The 19,423-nt window shown below is 46.1% G+C and carries 17 protein-coding genes; 15 read left to right on the forward strand and 2 right to left on the reverse strand.

Features of this window, described 5'->3' with window-relative positions; translation table 11 throughout:
* Positions 1 to 65 precede the first annotated feature (65 nt).
* From H8R94_RS11295 to H8R94_RS11325, 7 genes are all read left to right on the forward strand, one after another.
* Positions 66 to 875 (forward strand): HD domain-containing protein, encoded by an 810-nt coding sequence (locus H8R94_RS11295; RefSeq protein ID WP_118282723.1) that lies wholly within the window; start codon positions 66 to 68, stop codon positions 873 to 875.
* Between the two features lie 57 nt (positions 876 to 932).
* Complete coding sequence (locus H8R94_RS11300) at positions 933 to 1,166, forward strand: hypothetical protein (RefSeq protein WP_118282680.1); 234 nt, start codon at positions 933 to 935, stop codon at positions 1,164 to 1,166.
* Positions 1,167 to 1,174: 8 nt separating this feature from the next.
* The gene (locus H8R94_RS11305) at positions 1,175 to 1,927 is read left to right on the forward strand and encodes an AzlC family ABC transporter permease (RefSeq protein WP_186854687.1); all 753 of its coding nucleotides are present in this window, start codon (positions 1,175 to 1,177) and stop codon (positions 1,925 to 1,927) included.
* The gene (locus H8R94_RS11310) at positions 1,917 to 2,225 is read left to right on the forward strand and encodes an AzlD domain-containing protein (protein WP_118282686.1); all 309 of its coding nucleotides are present in this window, start codon (positions 1,917 to 1,919) and stop codon (positions 2,223 to 2,225) included. The genes H8R94_RS11305 and H8R94_RS11310 overlap by 11 nt, the downstream gene beginning before the upstream one ends.
* A gap of 152 nt (positions 2,226 to 2,377) precedes the next feature.
* Complete coding sequence (locus H8R94_RS11315; RefSeq protein ID WP_118535876.1) at positions 2,378 to 3,628, forward strand: glutamine synthetase family protein; 1,251 nt, start codon at positions 2,378 to 2,380, stop codon at positions 3,626 to 3,628.
* A 32-nt stretch (positions 3,629 to 3,660) separates the two neighbouring features.
* A complete protein-coding gene (locus H8R94_RS11320; protein WP_186854688.1) occupies positions 3,661 to 4,227 on the forward strand; it encodes an ANTAR domain-containing response regulator in 567 nt (188 codons plus the stop codon).
* Between the two features lie 20 nt (positions 4,228 to 4,247).
* Entirely contained in the window at positions 4,248 to 5,840 is a 1,593-nt protein-coding gene (locus tag H8R94_RS11325) for a CTP synthase (protein ID WP_118282693.1), read from the forward strand.
* Positions 5,841 to 5,913: 73 nt separating this feature from the next.
* Here the strand turns inward: H8R94_RS11325 and H8R94_RS11330 are convergent, their stop codons facing one another.
* Positions 5,914 to 7,380, reverse strand: a complete 1,467-nt coding sequence (locus tag H8R94_RS11330; protein ID WP_186854689.1) for a DUF1846 domain-containing protein — start codon at positions 7,378 to 7,380, stop codon at positions 5,914 to 5,916.
* A gap of 337 nt (positions 7,381 to 7,717) precedes the next feature.
* On the opposite strand from H8R94_RS11330, the gene H8R94_RS11335 reads away from it, so the two are divergent.
* The 3 genes from H8R94_RS11335 to H8R94_RS11345 all read left to right on the forward strand — a co-directional run bounded on the left by H8R94_RS11335 (position 7,718) and on the right by H8R94_RS11345 (position 11,147).
* The gene (locus tag H8R94_RS11335) at positions 7,718 to 9,079 is read left to right on the forward strand and encodes an NCS2 family permease (protein ID WP_178009912.1); all 1,362 of its coding nucleotides are present in this window, start codon (positions 7,718 to 7,720) and stop codon (positions 9,077 to 9,079) included.
* Between the two features lie 138 nt (positions 9,080 to 9,217).
* On the forward strand, positions 9,218 to 10,492 hold the full coding sequence (locus tag H8R94_RS11340) for a hypothetical protein (RefSeq protein ID WP_118535872.1): 1,275 nt from the start codon (positions 9,218 to 9,220) through the stop codon (positions 10,490 to 10,492).
* The gene (locus tag H8R94_RS11345; protein ID WP_118282703.1) at positions 10,485 to 11,147 is read left to right on the forward strand and encodes a DUF6320 domain-containing protein; all 663 of its coding nucleotides are present in this window, start codon (positions 10,485 to 10,487) and stop codon (positions 11,145 to 11,147) included. Before H8R94_RS11340 ends, H8R94_RS11345 begins: the two co-directional genes overlap by 8 nt.
* A gap of 84 nt (positions 11,148 to 11,231) precedes the next feature.
* Here H8R94_RS11345 and H8R94_RS11350 read toward each other — a convergent pair whose 3' ends face one another.
* On the reverse strand, positions 11,232 to 12,464 hold the full coding sequence (locus tag H8R94_RS11350) for a 6-phosphofructokinase (RefSeq protein WP_186854690.1): 1,233 nt from the start codon (positions 12,462 to 12,464) through the stop codon (positions 11,232 to 11,234).
* Between the two features lie 153 nt (positions 12,465 to 12,617).
* Between H8R94_RS11350 and H8R94_RS11355 the strand changes: the two genes are divergently transcribed.
* The 5 genes from H8R94_RS11355 to radA all read left to right on the forward strand — a co-directional run bounded on the left by H8R94_RS11355 (position 12,618) and on the right by radA (position 18,911).
* Positions 12,618 to 12,821: a hypothetical protein gene (locus H8R94_RS11355; protein WP_118282709.1), complete on the forward strand. Its 204-nt coding sequence runs from the start codon at positions 12,618 to 12,620 to the stop codon at positions 12,819 to 12,821.
* 72 nt (positions 12,822 to 12,893) lie between these two features.
* Positions 12,894 to 14,438 (forward strand): hypothetical protein, encoded by a 1,545-nt coding sequence (locus tag H8R94_RS11360; protein ID WP_186854691.1) that lies wholly within the window; start codon positions 12,894 to 12,896, stop codon positions 14,436 to 14,438.
* Between the two features lie 20 nt (positions 14,439 to 14,458).
* Positions 14,459 to 16,894: an ATP-dependent Clp protease ATP-binding subunit gene (locus H8R94_RS11365; RefSeq protein ID WP_186854698.1), complete on the forward strand. Its 2,436-nt coding sequence runs from the start codon at positions 14,459 to 14,461 to the stop codon at positions 16,892 to 16,894.
* Between the two features lie 121 nt (positions 16,895 to 17,015).
* Complete coding sequence (locus H8R94_RS11370; protein ID WP_186854692.1) at positions 17,016 to 17,429, forward strand: endosialidase; 414 nt, start codon at positions 17,016 to 17,018, stop codon at positions 17,427 to 17,429.
* A gap of 126 nt (positions 17,430 to 17,555) precedes the next feature.
* The gene (gene radA, locus H8R94_RS11375; protein ID WP_186854693.1) at positions 17,556 to 18,911 is read left to right on the forward strand and encodes a DNA repair protein RadA; all 1,356 of its coding nucleotides are present in this window, start codon (positions 17,556 to 17,558) and stop codon (positions 18,909 to 18,911) included.
* Positions 18,912 to 19,423: the final 512 nt, after the last annotated feature.

The following is a 19,423-nucleotide window of genomic DNA, read 5'->3' on the forward strand; positions in this document are numbered from 1 at the left end:
ATTTTACTTTGACGCAGGTTTTTGTTATGATAGAACAGGTTTGCAGAAAAGAAAGGCAGTATGGCATGAAAATAAGAGAAATCGCAGAGACAAAAAGAAAAGCAAAAGAATGGTTTGCATCTTATACGGCAGACTATGATATGGAAGATCCCAAGATCGCGCTCAAAGCAGTGCATACCTATCATGTGGCAGAACTATGTCAGACGATCGCTGAGAGTCTGGCACTAAATGAGGTCGAGTGCATGGCAGCCTGGCTGAGCGGACTTTTGCATGATGTCGGCAGATTTGAGCAGATCCGCAGATTCAACACGTTTTCGGATGCGGATTCCATTGACCATGCGCTTTTAAGTACAGAGATCTTATTTGGGACAAAGGAGGATGCTTCTTGTGGCAGGATCCGTCAGGTCATCTTAGATCCGTCGTGGGACATTTATCTTTATAAGGCGATCAAATATCACAGTGCCTACCGCCTGCCACCGGATTTATCCGAGATGGAAAAGACCTATTGCCAGATCCTTAGGGATGCAGATAAGATCGATATTTTCCGGGTCAATCTGGAAACACCTATGGAGGATATTTATAATACAACGACAGAGACCTTGAAGCAGGCAGAGGTGACCTCGGAGGTCTTGCAGGCATTTAAAGAGCGGCATGCCGTGCTTCGTGCCTTGAAAAAGACGCCGGTCGACAATGTGGTAGGACACATCAGTTTATATTATGAACTGGTCTATCCAAAGAGCCGCCAGATCGCCTTGAGCCAGGGCTACCTGCTGCGTTTGGCAGAATTTGCATCGGAAAATGAAAGGACAAGAAAAGTCTTTGAAGATATTCGGACACAGTTACAAGAGGATATAGAGAATGGAAGTAAAAAGTAAATTAAAAATTATATTGCGGCAAAACTGCGCCGTCTTCTGGCATCCATGAAACTGGGCGTGGCAGCCTTTGTCGGAGAGTTCGCATCCGGGGTGACGACCATGGTATTTAATTACCTCTTGCTTGCTCTGGTAGGCAATGTTGCTGTGGCGGCTTACGGCGTGATCGCAAATCTGGCCCTGGTCGGGGTGGCAATCTTTAACGGCATTTCCGGTGACGGAAGGCATATGCATGATCGCGACTTTGGGCGTTTTATCACATATGAAAAAACAGGCTATTTTATAAAAAGTTAGGAAGACAGATGAAAAAGACACAGAGTCAGTATTCTTTTGGACTTGCATCAAACAGAAAAATGTTTCGTAAGGGTATGACGGAGGGAATCCCGATCGCCATGGGCTATTTGGCTGTTTCCTTTTCCTTGGGGATCATGGCAAAAAGGGCAGGACTGAGTCCTTTTGCCGCTTTTTTGGCAAGTTTTTTTAATAACGCATCGGCGGGGGAGTATGCAGCATTTTCCCTTATCATGGTGGAGGCATCTTATGTAGAAGTCGCCATTATGACGTTTATCGCCAATGCCAGATATCTTTTGATGAGCATAGCCCTAAGCCAGAAGATCAAACCGGAGGCATCGATCGGACATCGCTTTTTGGTGGCATTTGATATCACCGACGAAATCTTTGCCTTATCGGTTTCGCAGCCGGGCTATTTGAATCCAAATTATACCTATGGCATCATTACGCTGGCACTTCCGGCATGGGCATTTGGCACCATGTTGGGCTGTCTGGCAGGCAGCATCCTGCCGGCGAGGATCGTCAGTGCCTTAAGTGTTGCCCTCTATGGTATGTTTTTAGCCATCATCATTCCGCCCGCAAAGAAGGATAAGGTGGTCTTGGGACTGATCGTCATCAGTTTTGCATCCTCTTATCTGGCGAGGATTTTGCCGGGGATCGCATCGATCTCAAGTGGAACGAGGACCATTCTTTTGACGCTGGTGATCTCTGCGGTCGCTGCGATCGTATTTCCACACAAGGAGGAGGCAGAGCATGCGTCATAATATCTATATTTATATACTTATCACAGCACTGGTTTCCTATGGCATCCGCATGCTTCCCATGGTGCTCTTGCGCAAGGAGATCAAAAGTCCCTTTATCAGATCCTTTCTATATTATGTGCCTTATGTGACCCTGGCGGTCATGACCTTTCCGGCAATGGTGGAAGCCACACAGAGTCCGGTCGCAGGTCTTCTGGCACTGATCTGTGGGATCTTGGTGGCATGGTTTCATGGGGGCTTGTTTGAGGTGGCAGTGGTCTGTTGTGCCATCACTTTTGTGGCAGAATTATTTTTAAAATAGTATCTTTACAAAGAAAACATGATGTAGTAAAGTATTACTGTTAAACGAACAATGGCGTTCGAAGTAGGGCTTGGGTCTACAGGACTTTTGCCCTCTTCGGGCGCTTTTTTACATTCAAAACCGTGCGTTTTACTAATGGGATGGAGGTTACTATGGCAGACGATACGATGGAAGAAGTAATGGAATTTGTGGAAGAAAATGATGTCAAATTCATTCGACTGGCGTTTTGCGATATCTTTGGAAATCAGAAGAATATTTCTATTATGCCGGAAGAATTGCGGACAGCTTTTACAACAGGCATCAATTTTGACTCCTTTTTGATCTTAGGATATGATGATCCCGTTTATCAGGATCTTTATTTGAAACCGGTACCTGATACCTTAAATGTCCTGCCGTGGCGGCCGCAGCAGGGGCGGGTGATCCGTTTTTATTGTGATGTGGTCTTGCCGGATGGCAGTCCATATCCCTACGACAGCAGAAAGTTCTTAAAAGATACCCTGCAGGAATGTGCCAATATGGGATTTTCCTGTCGTATGGGACTGCGGAGTGAGTTTTATCTCTTTAAGACAGATGATGAGGGCAGACCGACCGATATTCCTTGGGATGAAGGTGGATATCTGGACATTGCGCCAAAGGATCGTGGAGAAAACATCCGGCGAGAGATCTGCCTGACCTTGGAAGAAATGGGCATCCAGCCGGAATCTTCCCACCATGAATCCGGTCCGGGACAAAATGAGATCGATTTCCGGTCTTCGGATGCGCTTGGAACCGCAGACAATTATATTACCTACAAAAATGTGGTCAGTGCCATTTCTAACCGAAACGGGGTCTTTGCTTCCTTTGATCCAAAGCCTCTCAAGGGAAAGAGCGGCAATGGTCTGCATATGAAGATCTCCACATGGAAAAACGGCGTCAATATGGATGAGATCGATCCGGAGTTTACCGAACACTTTATGGCAGGCGTTTTCCACCGTATGCGTGATATTACCTTATTTTTAAATACCCAGAAGCAGTCGTATGAGCGTTTTGGAGAGAACGAAGCACCAAAGTATATTACCTGGTCAGCCCAGAACCGGTCACGTCTTTTGCGTGTGCCGATCGTGCAGGGCAAGCGTACCTGTTTTGTACTGCGTTCGCCGGATTCCGGAATCAATCCTTATCTGGCATTTGCCATCGTGATCCAGGCAGGGCTTGCCGGGGTGCGTGGCAAAGAGATTCTGCCATCGCCGGTGGATAAGAGTAGCCGTTTGGTAAAGGATGAGGAAAAAGCATCCTACGATAAGCTGCCTTTGTCTTTGACAGAGGCGGTAGAATGTGCCAAGAAGAGTGCATTTTTACAGAATAGTCCATGCAAGGACATCGCAAATCGTTTCATAGAAGTGATCGAGCAGGAGGCAATGTAAGCAATTCATTTTTATGAAGGGAGGATGCGCGGATGGACAAAGCGTTGATCGTATGTGATGCGCCCAAGGGCATCGAGTTCTTTCGCGATTTTCTGATGCAAAATGATTATAAAGAGATCACCGTGGTGGATAGCGGCGAGGAAGCCAGACGCATGCTGGTCGACAAAGATTTTGATCTGTGTCTGATCAATGCACCCCTGCGTAAGGAATCCGGCGAGCAGTTGTCGATCGACATTGCGGAGAAAAATATCTGTCAGGTCATTTTGTTTGTCAAAGCGGAATACAGCGAGGAGATCATGGATCGGGTGGAGGATTACGGTGTGATCACCGTCAGCAAGCCGATCAGCAGGCAGATGTTCTGGAGCGCCCTAAAACTTGCCAGGGTCGCACAAAGACGTATCACAATGGCACAAAAAGAAAATGCAAAATTACAGAAAAAACTGGATAGTTTAAAGACCGTATCGCGCGCAAAATGTCTTTTGATCTCCTATTGTGGGATGTCAGAGGAGGATGCGCATAAATATATTGAAAGACAGGCAATGGATAAGAGAATGAGCCGTTTGGAGATCGCACAGGATATCGTGCGGACCTATGGCTAAAAAAGAGGAAGGAGAATTTTATGACAAAGCATGTATTTGTAACCGGTGGAGTAGTATCAGGACTAGGAAAGGGCATTACGGCAGCATCGCTGGGACGACTTTTGAAAATGCGTGGCTACAAGGTGGCATCACAAAAGCTGGATCCTTATATGAACGTAGATCCGGGAACCATGAGCCCATACCAGCATGGCGAGGTTTTCGTGACAGATGACGGCGCGGAGACAGATCTGGATCTGGGACATTATGAGAGATTTATCGATGAAAATCTGAACAAGTATTCCAACCTGACCAGTGGTAAGGTCTACTGGAATGTCTTAAACCGTGAGAGAAAGGGTGAATACTTAGGACAGACCGTACAGGTGATCCCACATATTACTGAGGAGATCAAGCGCTTTATCTATATGGGGGCAGAGAGTTCCGATGCAGATGTTTTGATCACAGAGATTGGTGGAACGACGGGAGATATTGAAAGCCAGCCGTTTTTGGAGGCTATCCGTCAGGTATCACTGGAGCGTGGAAGGGAAAACTGCTGTTTTATCCATGTGACTTTAGTACCATGGCTTTCCGGTTCCAACGAACATAAGTCAAAGCCGACCCAACATTCCGTAAAGGAATTGCAGTCCTTGGGAATCGCACCGGACATCATTGTATGCCGTGTAGACCGTCCGTTGGAGCAGAGCATCAAGGACAAGATCTCCCTCTTCTGTAATGTGCCAAAGGATTGCGTGATCGAAAATGATACCATGGACTGCCTTTATAAGGCACCTCTTATGCTGCATGAGCATGGTCTGGATACCGTGGTATGCCGCCGCTTACAGATCGAGGATAAGACACCGGATCTGGCAGGTTGGGAAAAGATGGTCGATACCATCGATCATCTGACCAAGACGACCAAGATCGCTATCGTAGGTAAATATGTAGCCCTGCATGACGCTTATCTGTCTGTGCATGAGGCACTTTTGCATGGCGGTTATGCCAATGATGCCAAGGTGGAGATCGAGTGGATCGATAGTGAGAAGATCACCAAGGATAATGTAGAAGAAATCTTATCCGGTCTGGACGGTATTTTGGTACCGGGCGGATTTGGAGATCGTGGTGTGGAAGGCAAGATCTTAGCCTGCCAGTATGCCAGAGAGCATGATGTGCCATATCTTGGCATCTGTCTGGGTATGCAGGTGGCAGCCATTGAGTTTGCCAGAGATGTGTGCGGCTTAGAGGATGCTAACTCCGGTGAGTTCAATCCGGGTGGCGAGCATCTGGTCATTGACCTTATGGAAGAACAGATGGCAGTTCTTAGAAAGGGCGGTACCATGCGTCTGGGCTCTTATCCATGTAAGATCAAGGCTGGTACGACCTTGGAACGTGCTTATGCCAAGGAAAATATTGACGAGCGCCACAGACATCGTTTTGAGTTCAACAATGCTTATCGTGATCTGATGACAGAAAAGGGTCTGACGATCAGTGGTACTTCACCGGACGATGCGATCGTGGAGGCAGTAGAAGTATCCGGCAACAAATTCCATGTGGGTGTACAGTTCCATCCGGAATTTAAGAGCCGTCCGAACAAGCCACATCCACTCTTTGCAGAGTTTATCAAGGCAAGTCTTTTATAGAAACAGGTAAAAAATACCGATCCCATGCATGCCATCATACAGGGGATCGGCTTTTTTATACCGCAAAAGATTATTATTTTACCTTTGTCTTTGGTTCGCAGGTCAGATACATGCCCAGTTTCTTGAAGATCTGTTCGTCCACTTCATCCAACATAACAGAAGAATGTACATTTAAGGTCTTTAAGTTTGGCAACTGGTCAAAAGCAGCCTTGGCATTGGCATCGGTATTGGAACTGATGGATAAGGCTACCAGCACTTCGTCACTGTGCAGGCTGGCATCATTGCTGCCGAGATAATTCTTTTTCAGACGGCTGATCGGCTGTAAGGCTTCCGGCGAGATCAAAAGTTTCTCATGGTCGATCCCTGCCAATTCCTTTAAGACATTTAAGAGGGCAGCAGCAGGTGCGCTGAGCAGATCAGAGGTCTTTCCATCGATGATACTGCCATCATCCAACTCGATGGCAACGGCAGGCTGGTGTGTCTGATTTTCTACTTCCATGGCTGCGACAGCAACCTTTCTGTCAGCAGGAGAGATCTCTGCCTGCTTCATCAGAAGTTCGATCTTGTAGAGTGCGTCTTTAGAACCAAGTCCCTTTTTGATATTGCAGATCTCAGTATAATAACGGCGGATGATCTCAGCCTTTCCGGCTTCGCGGCAGACCTCATCATCACTGATGCAGTTGCCGACCATATTCACGCCCATGTCTGTCGGAGACTGGTAAGCGCAAGTGCCGTAGATGCGCTCAAACATGGCCTTTAATACCGGATAGATCTCCACATCACGGTTGTAGTTGATTGTGGTCTTTCCATAGGATTCCAGATGGAAAGGATCGATCATGTTGACATCGTTTAAGTCAGCCGTAGCGGCTTCGTAAGCGATATTGACCGGGTGCTTGAGTGGGAGATTCCATACCGGGAAAGTCTCAAACTTGGCATATCCGGCAGAAACACCGCGTTTGTGTTCGTGATATAACTGGGAAAGACAGGTTGCCATTTTGCCGCTTCCCGGACCCGGTGCCGTTACGACAACGAGTGGACGGCTGGTTTTGATATAGTCGTTCTTTCCAAACCCCTCATCGCTGACGATATGCTCGATGTTGCTTGGATAGCCGTCGATCTTGTGGAGGATATAAGAAGGAACTCCCAGAGAGTCTAAGTGGTGGCGGAATTCATCAGCGGCTGCTTCACCGGTGTACTGGGTGATGGCAACACTGCCGACATAAAGCCCAAAACTGCGAAAGACATCCATCAGACGAAGTACATCCTCGTCGTAGGTGATGCCCAGATCGCCCCTGATCTTATTGGAGGCGATGGCTCCGGCGGAGATAGCGATCACGATCTCTGCCTGATCCTTTAATTGTAGGAGCATACGCAGTTTGGAGTCAGGCATGAAGCCCGGCAGAACGCGGGATGCATGGTAGTCGTCATACAATTTGCCGCCAAATTCCAGATACAGTTTGTCTCCGAAATGGTTGATGCGTTCTTTGATGTGTTCTGACTGCATATGCAGGTATTTGTCATTGTCAAATCCGATTTTCATAATGTGTTCCTTCCTATATAATATTTGCTTATGTATTTGAGGGACAAAATTGTCCGAACCTGTGATTACATACACGCTCATAAGTATAGCATGGTGGCGACTTTGTGACAAGGTACTCATAAGGCAAGATTATAAAAATTAAAGCAGAGTTATATATTTATAAGAATGACTGATAAAAAACATAAGGATAAATAATGGGACATATTTTTATCCCTTTGTCACTTTATCTTGAAAAAGGGCGGTTTTTCAAGTATAATCATCTGGTTGAACAAGGGCAGAACGCATCCTTACCTGCCCACGATAACGCGTGCAAGACACGTAGTAATAGGAGGAAAACATGTTAGAAAAAATGTTCAAACTCAAAGAGAACAACACTGATGTGAAGACAGAAGTCATCGGTGGTCTTACCACATTCATGACAATGGCTTACATCTTGGCAGTCAATCCTTCAATCCTTTCTGCATCCGGCATGGACGCAAACGCGATTGTTATGGCAACTGCACTCGCAGCATTTATCGGAACCCTTTGCATGGCACTTTTAGCAAATTATCCATTTGCACTTGCTCCGGGACTTGGACTGAATGCTTACTTTGCATACACCGTATGCGGAACCATGGGATATGATTGGAAGATCGCTCTTATGGCAGTATTTGCAGAAGGTATCATCTTTATCGTACTTTCTCTTACCAATGTGCGTGAGGCTATCTTTAATGCCATCCCAATGCAGTTGAAAAAGGGCGTATCTGTTGGTATTGGACTTTTCGTTGCATTCATCGGTTTACAGAACGGACACATTGTTGTAAACAGTGACTCTACGCTGGTTACCGTTGTAAACTTCACAGAGAATTTCCACACCGTAGGTATCGCAGCATTGCTCTGTGTGATCGGTCTGATCATCATTGCTGTTTTACATATCAAGAATGTTAAGGGATCTTTCCTCATTGGTATCTTCGCTACATGGATCCTTGGTATCATCTGTCAGTTGACAGGGATCTATACCGTTGATGTTGATGCAGGATTCTATTCTTTGATCCCAACCCAGTGGGTAAGTTTTGACTTCAGTTCTTTGGGAGAGACCTTTGGTCAGTGCTTCCAGGCAGATATGGGCAGAGTCAATGCTTTAGACTTCGTTGTTATCATCTTTGCATTCCTGTTCGTAGATATGTTTGATACGATCGGAACCCTGATCGGTGTTGCCAACAAGGCAGATATGTTGGATGAGAACGGAAAGTTAGAGAGAATCAAGCCAGCACTTTTGGCAGACGCTATCGCGACTTCTGCAGGTGCTATCCTTGGTACATCTACAACAACTACTTTCGTAGAGAGTTCTTCAGGTGTATCTGAAGGCGCAAGAACAGGTCTTGCATCTGTAGTTACAGGTTTCTTATTCTTACTGGCAATCATCTTTGCTCCGGTATTTACAACCATTCCTGGATTTGCAACTGCACCGGCTTTGATCTTTGTAGGATTTTTGATGGTATCTGCTGTTGTTGATATCGACTTTAATGATCCGGCAGAATCCATTCCGGCATACCTTTGCATGATCGCAATGCCACTTCTTTACAGCATTTCAGAAGGTATCGCAGTAGGTGTTATCTCTTACGTTGTTATCAACATCGTTGTTGGTAAGGCTAAGAAGATCCATCCACTTATGTATATCCTGGCAGTACTCTTTGTACTCAAGTATATCTTCTTATAAGATTGGTATAGGTAAATCAATAGGCTCATCCTTACAAATGTAGGGGTGAGCCTTTTTTCATTCTTTCATATGCAAAAATATAGGTTGACTAATCCTTGCATATGACCCACAATAGATAAAAGAAGAAAAGGGGTATTTATGGCAAAAGATTATATTCGGTGGGACAAATTAGATAACACAGCAAATCTCTTTCCGGTCATAGCGGGAGAGAGCATGACAAATACATACCGTATTTCCTGTGTGCTGAAAGAAGAGGTCGATGAAGGGCTCTTGCAGGAGGCACTGGATATGGTACTTCCAAAGATGCCGGGCTTTAACCTGCGTCTGCGCAGTGGCATTTTTTGGTATTATTTTGAAGAAAATGGAAAGAAGGCACCGCGGGTACATGAGGAGCATACCTATCCCTGCCGCCTGATCCATCAGTCCAAGAACAACAGTTATATGTTCCGTGTGACTTATTATAAGAATCGTATCAACTTAGAGGTCTTTCATGTACTGACGGATGGCATGGGAGGCATCAATTTTTTACGGGAACTGACCTATCAGTATCTGCGTCTGGCACATCCCAAGTTGCGCGAGACCCAGGGAGATCAACTCAGTGCAGATACGTCTTTGAACCGTGAGGATTCTTTCCTGAAAAACTATAAGAAAAAGTCTAAGAGCGTTTACCAGTCCAAGAGGGCATTTCTGATCAAGGGAGAGAAACTGGCATACGATGGTTTTGGGGTGATCCATGGCTATCTGCCGATCCCGCAACTGAAAAAAGTATGTCATGCTTATGGTGTCAGCATCAACGAGTATCTGGTGGCAACTTTTATCTGGGCGGCATATCAGGAAAATTATCGCCATATTACAGAGGACAGACCAATTCGTGTGGCGGTTCCGGTCAATCTGCGTCCGTATTTTGATTCTATTACGACCAAGAATTTCTTTGTCATGGTGTCTGCAGAATTTGCACCGCAAAAAAACGAATATACCTTTGCGGAGATCCTTGCCATTACAAAAGACAGTCTGCGTGCACAGATCAACAAGGAGCATCTGGAAAAGATCTTTTCCTACAATGTATCCAATGAGCTGATGGTCGTAGCGCGTGCCGTGCCGCTCTTTTTGAAAAATCTGGCTATGCGCCTGGTCTATACCCAGTCGGCGCTTGCCAACACGACGACGGTGACCAATATCGGCAATATCAAGGTAGAAAAGGTATATGAACCTTATATCCAGACCGTTCATTCTTTTTTATCTTTTTCAAAGGGGCAGAGTCTCAAGGCGACTATCACATCCTATCAGGACACCCTAGTCTATACCTATACCTCGGCATGGCAGGATACGGCGATCCAGCGCAGAGTTTTCCGTCAGATCGCGCAGGATGGGATAGATGTAAAGATTGAGACAAATGGAGTATATTATGAGTAAGTGTAAATATTGTGGAGTAGAGATTTTAGATGATGCCGTCAAGTGCCCGCTTTGCAGTGGGGTGTTGGATGGGAAAAAGGAAGAAGGACATACTTACCCGGATGTAGTATCGGGGGTGCGCAAGACGACCGTTTTATATCGGATCTTTAGTTTTGCCTTTATTGTGATCGCAAGTGTCTGCATCGCCTTAAATGTCTGGCTGACACCGACACTGCGTTGGGGAGAAATCGTGACTTGTTCCCTGGCGTACCTCTTGTGGCTGGGCTACATTATCTTAAAGGATAATGCAGGCTATCGTATCCGCATTCTTTCCGGTGTTGCGGGTGCCGTGCTTTTGATCATTCTGATCGATACCTTTTTGGGATTTTCCGGCTGGTCGGTCAGTTACGTGCTGCCGGCGGCGATCATTTTGCTGGATCTGGCATTGGCGATCCTTATGCTGATCAACCGTAGGAATTGGCAGAGTTATCTGATCCTACAGGTGGCGATGGTATTGGTCGGTATCGTACCGCTGGTTCTGATCCGTATCGGTATCGTGACCCAGCCGCTGGTTTCGGATATTGCCTTTTTGGTTACGGTTTTCATGTTTTTGGGATCAATGATCCTGGGCGGACGTACTGCCAGAATAGAGATGAAACGCAGGTTTCATATATAGTAAAAAATCACCCCATAGAAGTGCTGTGAGATAAGGCACTCTATGGGGTATTTATTTAGGAATGTGCTTAAGGCACATTCTTTTTTATAAAGAAGGATACAGATGCGGCAGCGGCAGATAGACCGGCATGCCATTTTCGTAGGTCAGGCTTGGCTGACCGACAATGATAGGGCGGAGATATTCTGCCATTTTTTCTGTCACATTGTTGCCGGAGGCGTTAATGAAATCACGCGGTACGGATCTGACTTCGTTGGCGATGAGAGAAATATCCGCAATATCGTAGGATACCCTATAAGGCTGGTTGGATTCGCGGCGGATAATGCTCATATAACCGCTGGCTCCTTTTAAGGCATGGGCTACGGCGATGCGTCCTAATTCCTTGGACTCCTCGATGTCCGTCAGGGAAGAAAGATGAGCGGCACATCTTTGCGGCAGATTTAACTCGATCGAGCGCACTTTGATGCCCAAGCGGTGTGCGATCAAAGTCTCTAAGGTCTTACCGGCACCGCTTAACTGGCTGTGCCCGAAAGAGTCAAGCGTCTTGGTGGAGGCGCTGATATATTTTCCGTCTTTGTCGCGGATGCCTTCGGATATGGCGATCAGGACATTTGGTTTCTTTTGCATGATCTCTTTGACATCTTCTAAAAATCTCTCGGTATCAAAGGCTGTTTCCGGCAGATAGATCAGGTCCGGCCCCAAACCATAATCGGTTCTGGCTAGGGTAGCGGCACCTGTGAGCCAGCCGGCATCACGCCCCATGATCTCGACAATCGTTACACTTGGCAGAGGATAGATCGAAGTGTCGTAAGCAATCTCCTGCAAGGTTGTTGCGATATATTTAGCGGCAGAGCCAAAACCCGGCGTATGATCGGTCAGACACAGATCGTTATCAATGGTCTTTGGCACGCCCATAATGGTGACGGATTTTTCATGAAGTTTTGCGTAAGTGGAAAGCTGCAGTACGGTGTCCATGGAATCATTGCCACCAATATAAAAGAAACCGGTGATATCATTTGCCTCAAAAAAAGCAAAGATCTTTTCGTAGAGTTCGATATCGTCTGCCATCTTTGGCAGTTTATAACGGCAGGAACCAAGGTACATGGCAGGCGTCGTAGCAAGTGCCTGTAAAAAAGTCTCGTCTTCTAATTTATCGTCAAAGCAGATGATATCATTGTTTAAGATGCCAAGAATGCCATGCAGGGATCCGTAAATATGATCGTAAGAGCCACTGGTATATGCTTTTTCGATCACGCCGGAAAGGCTGGCGTTGATAGCTACGGTCGGACCGCCGGATTGTGCGACAATGCAGTTTTTCATAAGTAATAATCCTCCGTTTTTTGATTATTTCATATCAATTATTTGATTACCGCTTGTAATCATAACGAAAATAAAAAAGGAAAACAAGATGAGACATTAATGGTACATAACATATGGTAGGATGATCCCATCAAATGAAGGGAGACGAAAAAGATGGAATCAAAGAAAAAGGGATTAGACAGGGAAATGATCGTGGTGTGTGGCTTGGTGGCGCTTTTGGTATCGATCAGCATTATTTTTTCAGTTGCTTTATGGATGGATCTGGATCTGTTAAAATGCAACAGCACGATTTTAGTGGCAGTCTTTTCTGTATTGACTGGTGGAATTTGGGGCATACTCTTATGCAGAAATTGTTGACGTAAGTCTTATAGTTTTCTATAATTTCATATGTAGAATACTCATTTGAGAAGACTTGTTGAGGTGAACATAATGAATAGAAAACATAAGAATTTCATAGGTATGCTTGTGGGCGTGCTTGCCCTTTTATCGACCTTGTCTTTTCCGTGTTTTGCGGATGGGACAACGACGATCCATATGAGTGCGGACAGTCTTTCTGTCGGTGATACCTTATCGGTTACGGTTACAGCGTCAGAGTCCGGCAGCATCAGTCTGCGCTACAATGCAGATGTTTTGCAGTTCGCCGGAAGTTCTGCTTCCTATACGACGGATGGCAACACGATCACGTTTGAGGGGACGAGTGCAACTTTGCAATTTACGGCAGCCTCTCAGGGACAGTCCTCTTTGATCGTATCATCCCCGACCATCACCGGAAGTTCTGCTTCCGTACAGGTTGCCGGAGGCACTGGGGATATGAATACACAGCAGACCCAGGATACACAGGATACTGCGACACAGGCGGCAGACGGACAGTTTGTCATTGATGGCGTTGCCTATGTGGTTTCCGAGCGTTACCCGGAGAGCGCGATTCCGGCAGGCTTCAGCCGTACCAGAGTGACTATTGATGGCTATGCCTATCGGGAATTATCCAATGGATCGATCACCCTTCTTTATCTAAAGAGAGCAGATAACACGGCAGGGGATGGTGTCTTTTATCAGTATGACGAAGCCATGAATAAGGTGACACCTTTTACCATGCTTGGTACAGCAGAACAGTATGTGGTTCTGGCAACGCCGGATAGTCTTTTGCGTGATTCTTTTACAGAGACAACACTGACCGTTGGAGATCAGGCCTTATCTGTTTACAAAGAGGGGGATGACAGCGATTTCTATTTTGTATATGGTACCAATCAGGACGGCGTGACCGGATGGTTCCAGTATGATAATACGGATGGCAGCCTCCAGAGAGTGAATGAAGACCTGTTATCACAGGATACGACGGCAGAGGAGCCGGTGACGACTGCTGCCGGCAGTGATGAATATTTTGGAAAATGGCAGAAGCAGCGCTATCTGGTAGCGATCCTTTTGTTCGTTATTGTTGTACTTGCGGTTGTGATCATCAATCTTTTGTTATCCCGCAGGCGCAGGGAGGAAGAAGAGGATTGGATGGATGAGGATGAGCCGAACGATCCGGATCTGGCAGGCGCAGAAGATGAAGCGATAGAAGAAGATCTTATGGATGATCCTGCAGAGGATGAGGATGCGGATCAGGGCGCGGAAAAGACATCGATCTTTGTCAAACTGCGCAGAAATCTGCGTGAGGAAGAAGAGGACGAGTTCGACGATCTGGAGGATGATCTTTTTGAAGATGATCTGACAGATATGGAGGCAGAAGAAACTCAGCCTGAGATCGAGACGACAGAGGAAGCGCCGGAGGTCAAACGCGAAACGGCTGGCAAGGCGGCTTCGGAAGATGCTTTACAGGCGCAGCCAAACAAGAATAGACAGACGGCACCGCAGGAGCCGATTTACAGTGACATCAAGGGAACCGAGGCTTTCCAAAGCAAGGAAAATACCCGCTATAAGGGGGCTGACCTTGATGCACAGTTGGATATTCTTGATTTAAATGACTTATAATATGGAGGCTTTATAATATGATGGAGTTGACGGAACAGGCGCAGGCAGCCTTGGCGGATGCCAAACGCTTAGCCAAACGTCTGGGAGATAATTATATAGGGACTGAGCATCTGCTGGTCGCATTGGTCAGACAGGAAGACAGTCTGGCTGCCAAGGTTTTACAGGGTCTTGGCGTATCAGAAAAGAATTTGATCGACCTGATCGAAGAACTGATCTCGCCGGAAGGCGGTATCGCTGTTGCAGAATGGGACGGCAATACACCAAAGTTAGATCAGATGCTGGCACAGGCAGAACAGGAAGCCATTGCATGTGGTATGGATGAGATCGGTACAGAGCATCTTTTGCTTGCCATGGTGCGTATGCAGGATACAGCGGGCGCACGCATCTTGGCATCCATGTCCGTAGATACACAGAAATTATTTGCAGAGTTGATCTCTGCTATGGGAAGAGAAGGCATTACATATAGAGAAAATAATGCCAATAAGAGAAGAAAACGCGGTGCCGGCGAGACATCTACCTTGGATCAATATGCCAGAGATCTGACAGATATGGCACGGCAGGGCAAGTTGGATCCGGTTGTCGGCAGAGAGGGTGAGATCCAGCGTGTGATCCAGATTTTGAGCCGCAGGGGCAAGAACAACCCATGCCTGATCGGGGAACCGGGTGTTGGAAAGACTGCGATCGTGGAAGGCTTGGCACAGAGGATCCAGTTAGGCATGGTGCCGGATTCTGTGGCAGATAAACGCGTGATGACACTGGATCTGTCCGGCATGGTGGCAGGTTCTAAGTATCGTGGCGAGTTTGAAGAACGTATCAAACGCGTGATCGCCGAAGTGATGCAGGCAGGAAATATCATATTATTCATAGATGAGATGCATACGATCATCGGTGCAGGTGGTGCAGAAGGTGCGATCGACGCTTCCAATATCTTAAAGCCGGCAATGGCAAGAGGCGAGATCCAGATCATCGGTGCGACTACGATCGCAGAATACCGCAAATATGTAGAAAAAGATGCCGCCCTAGAACGCCGATTCCAGCCGGTCACGGTGGAAGAACCGACTGAAGAAGAGACAGAGGCTATCTTGCAAGGCATCAAGGAACGCTATGAAAAGCACCATGGCATTACGATTTCGGACGAAGCGGTCCATGCTGCGGTGACAATGTCGCAGCGTTATATCGCAGATCGTTTCCTGCCGGATAAGGCGATTGATCTGGTGGATGAAGCGGCTGCCAGATTACGTCTGATGGAAGTGAAAGCACCGGATCAGATGCTGACCTTGGAAGAAGAGTGCAAGGAGGCGGCTCGCGGTGTAGAAGAATGCCTGATGGCAGGGGATGTGCAAGGAGCATCTGATTGCCGCAAACAGCAGGCGACTCTGGAAAAGAAAATAAAGTCTTTGCGAAAGAGATACGAACACAGAAAAGACAAACAGCAGTTAGTTCTGACAGAGGATGATGTTGCACAGGTGGTTTCTATCTGGACCAAGATCCCGGTATCCAGATTAAATGAAAAAGAAGCTGTTCGCCTGCGCAATTTGGAAAAGACCCTGCATAAGAGAGTGGTAGGACAGGAAGATGCGGTCAGTGCTGTAGCGCGTGCGGTCAGACGAGGACGTGTAGGTCTCAAGGAGCCAAACCGCCCGATCGGTTCCTTCCTGTTCTTAGGACCGACAGGTGTTGGGAAGACAGAGATCTCCAAGGCTTTGGCAGAGGCAGTCTTTGGAGACGAAAAAGCAATGATCCGCGTTGATATGACGGAGTATATGGAAAAGCACAGCGTATCCAAGATGATCGGTTCACCGCCAGGATATGTAGGACACGAAGAAGGCGGACAGTTGAGTGAAAAAGTGCGCCGTAATCCGTATTCGGTCGTTCTTTTTGATGAGATTGAAAAAGCACATCAGGATGTATTTAACATTTTACTTCAAGTCTTGGATGACGGACATATTACGGATTCTCAGGGACGCAAGGTTAGTTTCAAAAATACGATCATCATTATGACCTCCAATGCCGGAGCGCAGGCAATCGTTGAGCCGAAGAAACTGGGCTTTTCATCGGTCGAAGATGAGAAGAATAGTTATGAATTTATGAAAAACGGCGTTATGGAAGAGGTAAAACGCATCTTTAAGCCGGAGTTCTTAAATCGAATTGACGAGACGATCGTATTCCGTTCCCTGAATAAGGAGGATATGAAGGAGATCGTGACGATCATGACCCGTTCTTTGATCGAGCGCTGCAAGACGCAGTTGGATATCGATCTGACCATCCGGGATGCGGTCAAGAAGCATCTGGTAGAGGTTTCCTATGATCCGAAATACGGAGCAAGACCATTGCGCCGGCGCATCCAGACAGATCTGGAAGATCCTTTGGCAGAACTTATTCTTTCCGGGGATGTAAAGAAGGGCAGTAAGGTCGTTGTCACGATGAGAAAAGGCAAGATCGTCTTTACTTCATAATTCTAAAATTTTTATGAATATCCTTGGATTTACTAGATATTTTATATCTTGTATTATATAATGTTCATACATTGTAAGACAGAGAAAAGGCATTGCCTTAAAGAAGCAGGAGGAGAAGAAAATGGCTGTAGTTAGCGAATTAATTCGTTGTGAGTCAGATGGTACTATTAGTTTTGGAGATTACAGTTTGGAGACCAAGTCCAAACTGGACAATGTGAGTCATCAGGGAGACTTATACAAGGTAAAGACTTTCCAGGAGATCACCAAGCTGGAGCGAAATGGTATGTTTGTATATGAATCCGTTCCGGGGACTTCCGTAGAGCATTTTCAGGCTACCGAAGATGGCGTGACATTTACGGTAGAGGGACCGGAAGACGCGCAGATCACTTTGGAACTTGAACCGGAAACCGAATATGATGTCAAGGTTGCCGGGGCTGATGCCGGTACAATGAAGACGAATTTAGGCGGTAAGTTGAATTTGAGCGTGGAATTGGATGCCGAAAGTGCGATCTCTGTAGATGTAAAAAAGTGCTAAAAGCATACAAGATATAATAAAAAGGAGATCCCCGTCATAGATTGACGAGGATCTTTCTTATGTAATAGAAAGTTCACTCCGATTACATGAATACTTAATATATAGAAGAAACCGTGAGGAAATCGAATGGCAAAGGGAAAGAATAACGTATTTTTCTGTCAGGAATGTGGTTATGAATCGTCCAAATGGGTCGGACAATGCCCGGCGTGCAAGGCATGGAACACCATGGTAGAAGAAATCGTTGATAAAAAATCCAGTGTGACACATAGACAGATCACAGAAGTACAGGTGGCAAAATTAAATGATGTCCAGTCGTCATCGGAAAAGAGGATGGATACTCATATCGAAGAGTTGAACCGTGTACTGGGCGGTGGCATTGTGCCGGGCTCTTTAGTATTGGTAGGCGGAGATCCGGGCATTGGTAAGTCGACACTCTTATTGCAGACCTGTAAGAGTCTGTCAGACCAGAAAATCGCGGTCTTGTATATTTCGGGAGAGGAATCACTGCAACAGATTAAGATGCGTGCAGACCGGATCGGTATCTTTTCTGATGAAATGGCACTTTTGTGCGAGACCAATCTGGATCTGATACAGGGCGTGATCGAAGAGCGCAAGCCACAGGTGGTTGTCATCGACTCCATCCAGACCATGTTCCGTGAAAATGTCAATTCGGCACCGGGGAGTGTTTCGCAGGTACGAGAAGCCACCAGCGTGCTGATGCGCCTAGCAAAAGAACAGGGGATCGCTATCTTTGTCGTGGGACATGTGACAAAAGAGGGGACGGTGGCAGGCCCGCGTGTACTGGAGCATATGGTAGATACGGTTCTTTATTTTGAAGGGGATCGCTATGCCAGTTATCGTATCCTGCGTGCTGTTAAAAACCGATTTGGTTCTACGAACGAGATCGGTGTCTTTGAAATGTGCCAGTCAGGATTGCGGGAAGTTCCCAATCCGTCAGAATATATGTTGGATGGCAAACCCAAGAATGCCAGTGGTTCGATCGTTGTATGTACCATGGAAGGTACAAGACCTTTGCTGGTGGAGATACAGGCGCTGGTATGCCACAGTGCGTTTGGTATGCCAAGACGAACGGCGGCGGGCGTGGATTACAACCGCGTCAACCTTTTGATGGCAGTATTGGAAAAAAACGTGGGAGTCAGACTGGCAGACCAGGATGCTTATATCAATATTGCAGGAGGCATGAAGGTCAGTGAACCGGCAACGGATCTTGGACTGGTCCTGGCGATCATATCAAGTTTTCGCAATCGTCCGATCGCAGAAGATATGATCTGTTTTGGCGAAGTAGGCTTGAGTGGCGAAGTGAGATCTGTAAATATGGTAGAACAAAGAATAGCAGAAGCGCACAAACTGGGATTTAAGCAATGTATCCTGCCTAAAGTGTGTATGAAAAATATACAAAAGCCGGATGGAATGTTACTAAAAGGGGTTGAGAATGTGCGCGAGGCATTGGAAATCCTGTAAAAAACGAGTTTGTGCAAATTGTCAGATAAAATAGCACAATTACTGCAATCGTGCCACTTTAACAAAGTTCGACATTTCTATTGACTTCTATAGGAGTGAAGTGGTACTATAACATGGCTGGCGGGGAGAGCGGTCAGGAAGATGAGATTCTACCACAGCATGACAACTTTTTAAAAGAAGGATTTAAAAGATTAATTAAAAAGTTGTTGACAAGCTTCAAATCATTTGATATGATAATGGAGTTGTTCGGGTCACAAACGACTCGAAAATAAATAAAAAAGTTGTTGACAAACGACTTGATACATGATAAGATATCAAAGTTGCTGTTAGCAACCAACCTTGATAACTGAACAGTGAAACAACCTTGAAAGATTCTAAGAGAATAATTCAAGTCGATCAGAAATGATCGCAAACGAACAGCTTTTTAAAAAGCAACCTTAAAACAGTAAGGAACGGAATGGCTCAAGAAATGAAGCCAGCGCGTTCATGAAACTGGGAAAACTTTTAAACAT

It is taken from the genome of Roseburia lenta (genome assembly GCF_014287435.1).
GTDB lineage: Bacteria > Bacillota > Clostridia > Lachnospirales > Lachnospiraceae > Pararoseburia > Pararoseburia lenta.